Here is a 9552-nt window from a genome sequence, read left to right as displayed (position 1 = left end):
AGATTTACACGTGAGAAGGAGGTTCAGAGATAATGGGCGAAAAAAGAAGTTTTGGAAATAAAATGCTCACGGTTGTATTCGTGATCATAAGTGTTATTTATATGATTCCGATTTTCGAGGTTCTGATGAACTCCTTCAAGGCAAATTCTTTTGTTAATACAGATACATTTGCATTGCCGAATGCGGAATCCTTCGTCGGATGGGATAACTACATTAAAGGTATGACCTTTGGTAATTATCCATTCCTTAAATCTGTATTTTTCAGTCTTTTTATTACCGTTGTGTCGACAGTCCTTATTCTTCTGTGTACATCCATGGCGGCATGGTACATTGTCCGGGTAAATGATACACTTGCAAAGATTATGTATTATTTATGCCTGTTCTCAATGATCGTACCATTCCAGATGGTTATGTTCACACTGTCCTCCACTGCGGATAAATTAAAGTTAAATACACCGTATACGATACCGATTATTTATCTGGGATTTGGAGCGGGACTGGCTGTCTTCATGTTTACAGGATTTATAAAGAGTATTCCGCTGGAAGTCGAAGAAGCAGCAGCAATTGACGGATGCGGACCGATTGCTACATATTTTAGAGTTGTACTTCCAATGTTGAAATCCATTATGATTTCTGTAGGCGTACTGGAAGTTATGTGGATCTGGAATGATTATCTGCTTCCATACCTGGTACTGGACAGAACCGAATATATGACAATTCCGATTCATGTACAGTATCTGAAAGGAAGTTATGGTACAGTAGACCTTGGCGCTACAATGGCAGTTATTATGATCAGTATTATTCCTGTTATTATTGTATACTTATTCTGCCAGAAATATATTATTAAAGGTGTTGCTGCTGGTGCAGTAAAAGGCTAAGGAGAAATGTAGAATGACGATAAAAGATATTGCAAAAGAATCGGGTTATTCTGTTGGAACAGTTTCAAGAGTACTCAATAATTCAGCACAAGTCTCGGAGAAAGCGAGAAAAAAAGTCATGGAAGTTGTGGAAAAATATCATTTCCAGCTGAACAGTAATGCAAAACATCTGAAAAAACAGACAAAAGATGGCATTGCAATTATTATTAAAGGTGCACAGAACATGCTTTTTGCGGCTATTGTGGAGCAGATGCAGGGGATGATCCGTCAGAAAGATTATGCCTGTATGGTATATTATTTGAATGAAGAAGATAACGAGATGGAACAGGCAGTCAAGATCTGTGCGGAGCGTCGTCCGATGGGAATTTTATTTCTTGGGATTAATCCGGAGTATGTGCGTCCGCATTTTGAGAAAATTGATGTGCCGTGTGTGTTTGTAACGAATCCGGCAGCGGATTTTGGGTATGCAAATCTGTCAAGTGTATGTACGGATGATGAGGCGGCTGCCCGATTTGCAGTAGAACATCTTTTATCGCTGGGACATAAAAATATTGGTATTCTGGGTGGAAAGACATCCATTTCCCAGGCAGCATTTTCCCGCTTGCAGGGCTGCCGTAAAGCTTTTGAATGTCATGGCATGGAGTTTGATCCGGACACTCAATATGAGAATGCCTATTTTGGAATTGCAGAAGGTTATGACGCGATGGGACGGCTGATTAATAAGATGCCTGAGATTACAGCAGTTTTTGCGATGGCGGATGTCATTGCAATCGGAGCAATACGGGCAATTAAGGACCGTGGCCTGGAAGTTCCGAAAGACATATCTGTCATTGGTTTTGATGGCATAGATATAGGAAATTATATGTGTCCGCGTTTGACGACGATCCGGCAGCACAGAGAAGGTATTGCTTCGAAAAGTGTGGACATCTTACTGAAATGTATCGACGGAGAGTCATCATCGGTTTATGAAGTTGAGCCTTTCTATCTGATTCCAGGGGAAAGTGTATGCAAACATTAGATTGGTATAAATAAAAGGAGTAGTATTCGTATGGCAAGTATCTCTTTTAAAAATGTTACAAAAACTTATGATAACGGTGTGACCGTTATTCCGGAATTAAATCTGGAAATTAAAGATAAAGAATTTGTTGTTCTGGTAGGGCCATCCGGTTGTGGAAAATCAACAACACTGCGTATGATTGCCGGACTTGAAAGTGTTTCTACCGGTGAACTGTGTATCGGTGATAAATGTGTGAATGATGTTCCTCCGAAGGAACGTGATATTGCTATGGTATTCCAGAGTTATGCTCTGTATCCGCATATGACTGTTTACAAAAACATGGCATTTGCTCTGGAACTTCGTAAGACACCAAAGGATGTAATCGATCAGAAGGTTCGTGAGGCAGCACGAATTCTTGAACTGGAGCCTTATCTTAAACGTAAACCAAAAGCATTATCAGGCGGACAGCGTCAGCGTGTTGCTTTAGGACGTGCTATGGTCCGTGATCCGGAAGTATTCTTATTAGATGAACCATTATCTAACCTGGATGCAAAACTGCGTACAGAGATGCGCAGCCAGATTGCAGCACTTCACAAACGTCTTCAGACAACATTCGTATATGTTACACATGACCAGACAGAAGCTATGACGATGGGTGACCGCATCTGTGTTATGAAAGCCGGTGTGATCCAGCAGTATGATACACCTCAGAACCTTTACAATTATCCTTGCAATATGTTTGTTGCCGGATTTATCGGATCACCTCAGATGAACTTTATTACGGCAAAAGTTGAAAAAGAGGATAAGGGAATTGTTCTTGTTTATGGTCAGAACAGAATTCCTGTGACGAAGGATAGAGCTAAAGAACAACTTCTTGCCTATGTTGGAAAAGAAGTTGTTATGGGTATTCGTCCGGAAGACCTTCATGTAGAGGATCTCAGTAAGTTAACTCCGGATCCTGCTGTTATTAATACACATGTGGATCTGGCCGAGATGATGGGCGCGGAAATTTATCTGTACGTGACATCTGAGGGACAGAAGCTCATTGCAAGAGTTCCTTCGAAGGCAGATGTACGTGCGGATGAGGATGTACGTCTTGTGATCGATACAGAAAAATTACATATTTTTGACAAAGAGACTGAAAAAACAATTTGCAATTAAGTGTGGTAGTGGGGCCAGAGAATCTTTGGCCCCAAAATTATAATCGACAGAGGATGTGTTAATCTTGAGAAGCAGTGGTATTTTAATGCACATATCTTCATTGCCGTCACCTTATGGTGTGGGAACAATGGGAAAGGATGCCCGGGAATTTGTGGATTTTCTTGTGAGATCAGGACAATCCTATTGGCAGATTCTTCCGGTATGTCCGACAAGTTACGGTGATTCGCCTTATCAGTCCTATTCGACTTTTGCGGGGAACCCTTATTTTATTGATCTGGATAAATTAGAACAGGAGGGGCTGCTTGAAGCCTGTGAATTTAAAGATATAGACTGGGGAGGAACATCAGAAAAGGTAGATTACGGTGAGCTGTACAATAAGCGTTATCCTGTATTGAAACTTGCAGCCGAGAGATTTCTTCAGGCACCGTCGGAGGCGTTTGATACTTTTTGTGCGGAGAATGGGTTCTGGCTGGAGGATTATGCGCTGTTCATGACGTTAAAAAATATGAACGATGGTCTTCCGTGGCTGGAATGGGAAATCGCTTGCCGAAATCATGATCCGAAAGCCCTTGAAAATATAGGGGAAGAAAAGAAAGATGATATTCTTTTCTGGAAGGTACTCCAGTTTTTCTTTTTCAGTCAGTGGCATGAGTTGAGTGCTTACGCAAATGAACGCGGCATTGACATTATCGGGGATCTTCCTTTTTATGTTGCTTTGGACAGTGTGGATGTCTGGGCGCATCCGGAGTTGTTTCAATTAGATGGGGAGCGACAGCCTGTAGATGTGGCAGGATGCCCTCCGGATGGATTTTCTGCTACAGGTCAGCTGTGGGGAAATCCGCTTTTTGACTGGAATGTACACAGAGCTGATGGTTACAGCTGGTGGATCCGGAGAATCGGTTATCTTTGTAAAGTATACAATGTGCTCCGTATTGATCATTTTCGGGGATTTGACAGTTATTATGCGATTCCGCATGATGCACCTGATGCGAGCAGCGGAAGATGGCAGGAAGGACCGGGAATTGAACTTTTCAGGGCAATGGAAGAAGCAATAGGACCTCAAAGGATTATTGCGGAAGATCTTGGTTTTATGACAGACTCTGTTCGTCAGCTGCTCAAAGACAGCGGTTTTCCGGGGATGAAGGTGTTGGAGTTTGGTTTTGATACAAGAGAACCGAATCATGCAGATTATCTTCCGTACAATTATCCGGAACACTGTGTGGCCTATACCGGAACCCATGATAATGATACCGTTCAGGGATGGTTTACATCTGCAGAGCCGGAGGATGTGGCTCTGGCAAAAGATTATATTCGGATTACCGATATGTCCGATGGACATTGGGACATGATGAAAGAACTCTGGGCAAGTGTGGCGGAACTGACAATTGTTCAGGCTCAGGACATTTTAGGGCTTGGCAGTGAGAGCAGAATGAACACACCGTCAACGATGGGAGCCAACTGGAGTTGGCGTGCGCTTCCGGGAGTATTTGATGAAAATCTGGCAGGGAAACTGAATTATTTTACAAAAATATACGGCAGAGATGCATAACAGAACAGCTATTCGATAGATATTTTTATATCGGATAGCTGTTTTTGTTTACAGTTTTTTTGATTTTCATTATAATGATAAAAGAAAGGACTGAAGTAAACATGAGAAGGCTTAAAAATTTCACATCGGGTCTTGCTTTTCGGATTATCAGCGGGTCGGTTCTGTTCCTTTTGATATTCAGCTGGATCGTCAGTATTGTTGGATATATCCGGTTTACGGATACACTGACCAGAGAATATACAGACTCTGCATTTCGTACAGCGGAAACAGCAGTGGCTGTGATTAATGCGGACAAGATCGATGAATATCTTCAGAATAAAGGAGACAGTGAGGATTATCGACTCAGTGCGAAGCGGCTGGATATCCTTTGTCAGAAACAGAATGTTACGTTAATTTATGTCATTGCCGTTGATAAATCGGATTATGGCCGTTTTGTATCGGTCTTTAATGCGGTTAATGCGGATTCCGGTTATACGGCATGGGAAGTTGGATATGAGCGGGATACCACGAATGAGGAATATCAGCAGGTATATAAAGACATTTATGAGAATGGCCTTGAGAGAGGGACAGTTGTAAGAACTTCATCTCTGAATGGGAAAGAGCCTCATATTACATCACTTGTTCCGGTTAAAGGGGCAGATGGGGAAGTTAAGGCAATTTTATGTGTACAGCGGCCGATGTCTGAACTGAAGAACGGAAGAAGAAGTTATATTCTCTGGGTTGCGGTTGCAACAGCCATTGTATCTGCCTTTGTTGCAGTTTCAACAGGATATTATTTAAAAAGAGAGTTTATCATTCCTGTTGAAAAGGTTATCGATGAGGCACAAAGGTTTGCACAGGAGAACAGTAAAGAAAATGATCTGGATTTGGGCAGTATAAGCAGTATACGGGAAATAAAAAAACTTGGCGCATCTATTGAAAAGATGGAGCAAGATACACTGGAGTACATAGATAATCTGACACGCATCACGATGGAAAAAGAGCGTATTGGTACAGAGCTTGAGCTGGCTACGAAGATACAGGCTGACATGCTTCCGAATATCTTTCCGGCTTTTCCAAGTAGAAGCGAGTTTGACATATTTGCTTCCATGACACCTGCAAAAGAGGTGGGAGGCGACTTTTATGACTTCTTTCTGATTGATGAAGATCATCTGGCACTTGTCATAGCTGATGTGTCCGGCAAAGGTGTGCCGGCAGCACTGTTTATGATGATGTCAAAAATTCTTGTCAACAATTATACGATGATGGGCGGTTCTCCGAGTGAAATTTTAGAGCGGGTGAACAAAGCCATATGTAAGAATAATGAGAATGATATGTTTGTTACCGTATGGCTTGGAATTCTTACAATTTCTACAGGGAAGATTGTGGCTGCGAATGCGGGACATGAGTATCCGATACTTAAGAAAGCCAATGGTGAGTTTGAACTGATAAAAGACAAACATGGCTTTGTAATTGGAAGTATGGAAGGCGTGCGGTATAAAGACTATGAGATGACTCTGGATAAGGGCGGAACATTATTTGTATATACCGACGGAGCTCCGGAGGCAACCAACGGAAATATGGAAATGTTCGGGACAGACAGAATTCTTCAGGCATTGAACAAACAGCCGGAAGCAGATGCGGAACAAGTTATTGCAAATACCAAAAAGGCGGTAGACCTTTTTGTTGGGGAAGCACCTCAGTTTGATGATCTGACCATGCTGGCAATTAAACTAATATAGGGGGACAGGTTCCCTGGCTCAATGAGCCAGAGAACCTGTCCCTTTAAATCAGTTCGTGAATAAAGATGCCGCTTCGGAGTTTTGGTTCAAACCAGGTGGATTTCGGCGGCATGATGCTGCCGGAATCGGCAATGGTCATCAAATCATCCATTGTTGTCGGATATAAGGCAAAGGCAACGCCCTGATTGGTATTGACCAGACGTTCCAGTTCTTTGATACCCCGTATACCGCCGACAAAATCAATGCGCTTACTTGTGCGGGGGTCATCGATTCCGAGAATCGGCTGGAGAAGATTTTTCTGAAGGATAGACACATCAAGATGTTCAACAGGATCGTCTTCATTAAATGTTCCGGATTTAAATGTTAAAGCGTACCAGGAACCGTCAAGATACATACCGGCCTGGTGCTTTTTTGATGGCTCAAACCGTTCTTTAACCGGAAGGACATCGAATTTTTCTTCAAGTTTTGCAAGGAACTGTTCATCGGTCAATCCGTTCAGATCATGTACATATCTGTTATATGGCCATATATGGAGCTGCTCGTCCGGAAAAAGAACAGAAAGAAAATAATTGAATTCTTCGTCACCTGTATAGTCCGGATGCTCTTTGCGTCTCCGCATGCCTACCTGAAAGGCTGAAGCGGCACGATGATGGCCGTCGGCAATATAAAGATAAGGAATTTTGTCAAATTCTTTTTGGAAACGGTGGATGGTATTAAGGTCATCAATCTTCCATACTGTATGACGTACGCCATCATCTTCGGTAAAATCATAAAGAGGAGTGTAAGTATCCATCCAGTATTTCATGGCGTCCGTAATGTTTTTTTGTGCCCGGTATGTCAGAAAAATAGGACCGGTATTCGCGTTGCAAGCATCCACATGGCGGATACGGTCTTCTTCTTTGTCGGCACGGGTGAGTTCGTGTTTTTTAATAATATTATTAGCGTAATCGTCAATAGATACGCAGCCGACAAGACCTGTCTGAACACGGCCGTACATGATTTCGCGATATATATACAGACAGGCGGAATCGTCCTGAATGTAAATGCCGTCTGTACGCATCTGATTTAATGTAGCGGCAGCCTTTTCATATACCTGATCCGAATAGGGATCGACAGATTCGTTAAAATTAATTTCCGCCCGGTCCACATGAAGAAATGAGTAGGGATTATTATGTACCATTCTGCGGGCTTCCTGTGTGTTCATGACATCATAAGGAAGGGCGGCGACCGAAGCAGCCAGAGCCGGGACCGGACGGATTGCAGCGAAAGGTTTTAAAACAGCCATAGTAGCCTCCTTAAATATTACATTAGTCGTATAAACCTTATCTTAGCATAAATGATGTCGGAATTTCAAGTTTATGTACATACATTAATCCTCGCAGAGATAAGAAACATATGATATAATAAAAAGAAGTGCAGCGAAGAGGGAGAGACAGAGAATTATGAAATATGTTGTTGTGGATTTTGAGTGGAATCAATCTCCTTATGGTAAGAATACTTCAAATAAACGTCTGCCTTTTGAAATTATTGAGATTGGTGCTGTAAAGCTTGACGAGAACGGCAGAGAGATCGGTCAGTTCAGCAAAGTGATTAAGCCGAAAGTATACAAAAAACTGCATCATGTGACGAAGAGTCTGACAGGTATTACTGAAAAAGAATTAAGTTTGGGATCGCCTTTTCCTGACGCTCTGGAAGCATTTCTTGAATGGTGCGGTGACGGATATATGTTTTGTACATGGGGGAATCTGGATTTGATGGAACTTCAGAGAAATATGAAATTCTATCATTTGGAAGACATGTTGGAAGGTCCGATTAAATATTATAATGTACAGAAGCTGTTTCGGATTTTTTACGATAACGAAAACAGCACGGCTTCACTGGAATATGCGGTTGACTTTTTTAAGTTAAGAAATAAAGCGGGATTTCACCGGGCGGTTAATGATGCTGTGTATACAGCGGATGTTTTTCGAAAGATGGATTGGAAAGAGGCTGAAAAATGGTATACAGTGGATTATTTCCGCAATCCAAAGACTCGAAAAGAAGAATTGAAGCTGATTTATGATACGTATTCAAAGTATGTATCAAAAGAGTTTGTCAGCAAAGAAGCCGCTATGGCAGATCGGGAGGTACGCACATCGCGTTGTTTTAAATGCGGCAAACCGGCGCTGAAGAGAATCCGGTGGTTTGTCGGAAAGAATAAGGCCTATTATTGTCTGGCCGAATGTGAGGAACATGGTTATCTTCGGGGGAAGATACGTTTGAAGAAGACGGATGAGGATAAAATATTTGTTGTAAAGACGCTCAGGAGCATAGATTCTGACGGTGCCGGTCATATTGCTGATTTAAAAGAAGAGATGCGCCAGAAAAGGCAGGAAAAAAGGCATAGGGAGGGAACCCATGAAGGCTAAATTTATTATTAATCCTTCATCCGGAAAGCAGAATTTTCTTAAAAGTATTGAGAGTATTGTCGGTTGTCTTGTTTTAAATCAGGTCGTTGACCACATTGATGTTGTTTATACAAAAAAAGTGGGGGATGCGCTTGAAGAGGCCAGGAAGATAAGAAAGGGCGAATATGATTTTGTTGTTTCTGTCGGTGGTGACGGAACGCTCAATGATGTTGTGAATGGACTGCTTGAGGGCGGCAGTGAGACACCGCTGGCGGTCCTTTCAATGGGAACAGCCAATGATTTTGCCCAGTATGCGAAACCGCCTCAGACACCGGAAGCGTTTTGCAGAATGATTATGGAATTCAAGATCAGAAAGATTGATGTAGGAAAGATAAATGACCGTTATTTTATTAATCGGGTCAGCGGTGGTTTTGGTGCCAATGTGAATGATAAAGTATCCCAGGAGAGCAAGGCGGTGCTTGGAAAACTGGCTTATTATATGGAGGGGGCACTGGATTTTTCGAAGAAGGGTATGGAGACCGTTCGGATTCGCCTGGATTCGAAACAATTTCAGGGTGAAAGAGATGTTTTGTCTTTTGTAGTTTTAAATACATGTGCCGGGTTTGGAATTTATCAGGGGATGCCGGATAAGGATATGCAGGACGGTGTTCTGGATGTGCTTATTGTTAAAAAGATGGCTCTTGGTCAGGTCTCCACACTGGGACTGAGAGCTTTGACGAGAAAGATGACAAATCATCCGAAGGTTAAGCATTTTCAGACAAAACGTATTCGTATTGAATCGGCTTCGAAAGAAGATGTCTCTGTAGACTTTGATGGTCAGACATTTGGAAATCTTCCT

General features: G+C 42.2%; 8 protein-coding genes. 7 read left to right on the top strand and 1 reads right to left on the bottom strand.

All coding sequences use genetic code 11. The features are described 5' to 3' along the window. Positions 1-32: 32 nt before the first annotated feature. From QZZ35_RS07090 to QZZ35_RS07070, 5 genes are all read left to right on the top strand, one after another. Positions 33-878, top strand: coding sequence for a carbohydrate ABC transporter permease (locus QZZ35_RS07090; protein ID WP_291236763.1), 846 nt, complete (start codon positions 33-35; stop codon positions 876-878). A gap of 13 nt (positions 879-891) precedes the next feature. After that, the gene (locus tag QZZ35_RS07085) at positions 892-1896 is read left to right on the top strand and encodes a LacI family DNA-binding transcriptional regulator (RefSeq protein ID WP_291236762.1); all 1005 of its coding nucleotides are present in this window, start codon (positions 892-894) and stop codon (positions 1894-1896) included. Positions 1897-1926: 30 nt separating this feature from the next. After that, positions 1927-3036, top strand: a complete 1110-nt coding sequence (locus QZZ35_RS07080; protein ID WP_291236761.1) for an ABC transporter ATP-binding protein — start codon at positions 1927-1929, stop codon at positions 3034-3036. A 55-nt stretch (positions 3037-3091) separates the two neighbouring features. Continuing rightward, positions 3092-4585, top strand: a complete 1494-nt coding sequence (gene malQ, locus QZZ35_RS07075) for a 4-alpha-glucanotransferase (RefSeq protein ID WP_334299453.1) — start codon at positions 3092-3094, stop codon at positions 4583-4585. A gap of 101 nt (positions 4586-4686) precedes the next feature. Next, positions 4687-6306 carry a PP2C family protein-serine/threonine phosphatase gene (locus QZZ35_RS07070; protein WP_291236759.1) on the top strand — a complete coding sequence of 540 codons (1620 nt, stop codon included), beginning with the start codon at positions 4687-4689 and terminating at the stop codon, positions 6304-6306. Positions 6307-6349: 43 nt separating this feature from the next. Here QZZ35_RS07070 and QZZ35_RS07065 read toward each other — a convergent pair whose 3' ends face one another. Further along, positions 6350-7591, bottom strand: a complete 1242-nt coding sequence (locus tag QZZ35_RS07065; protein WP_291236758.1) for a DUF1015 domain-containing protein — start codon at positions 7589-7591, stop codon at positions 6350-6352. A 157-nt stretch (positions 7592-7748) separates the two neighbouring features. Here QZZ35_RS07065 and QZZ35_RS07060 point away from each other — a divergent pair, with 157 nt between their 5' ends. Together QZZ35_RS07060 and QZZ35_RS07055 are read left to right on the top strand one after the other, a co-directional pair. Further along, positions 7749-8714 carry a 3'-5' exonuclease gene (locus QZZ35_RS07060; protein ID WP_291236757.1) on the top strand — a complete coding sequence of 322 codons (966 nt, stop codon included), beginning with the start codon at positions 7749-7751 and terminating at the stop codon, positions 8712-8714. Next, on the top strand, positions 8704-9552 hold an 849-nt coding region (locus QZZ35_RS07055), incomplete at its 3' end, for a diacylglycerol/lipid kinase family protein (RefSeq protein ID WP_291236756.1). The genes QZZ35_RS07060 and QZZ35_RS07055, both read left to right, overlap by 11 nt.

It is taken from the genome of Frisingicoccus sp. (assembly GCA_016298055.1).
In the GTDB taxonomy this organism is placed as follows: domain Bacteria; phylum Bacillota; class Clostridia; order Lachnospirales; family Lachnospiraceae; genus Frisingicoccus.
Note: the sequence above shows the minus strand (reverse complement) of the source record. Positions and strands in the feature narration are given on the sequence as shown.

Coding starts and splice junctions, on each gene's coding strand:
- QZZ35_RS07090 (WP_291236763.1), top strand. CDS start 33: ATGGGCGAAAAAAGAAGTTTTGGAAATAAAATGCTCACGGTTGTATTC.
- QZZ35_RS07085 (WP_291236762.1), top strand. CDS start 892: ATGACGATAAAAGATATTGCAAAAGAATCGGGTTATTCTGTTGGAACA.
- QZZ35_RS07080 (WP_291236761.1), top strand. CDS start 1,927: ATGGCAAGTATCTCTTTTAAAAATGTTACAAAAACTTATGATAACGGT.
- QZZ35_RS07070 (WP_291236759.1), top strand. CDS start 4,687: ATGAGAAGGCTTAAAAATTTCACATCGGGTCTTGCTTTTCGGATTATC.
- QZZ35_RS07065 (WP_291236758.1), bottom strand. CDS start 7,591: ATGGCTGTTTTAAAACCTTTCGCTGCAATCCGTCCGGTCCCGGCTCTG.
- QZZ35_RS07060 (WP_291236757.1), top strand. CDS start 7,749: ATGAAATATGTTGTTGTGGATTTTGAGTGGAATCAATCTCCTTATGGT.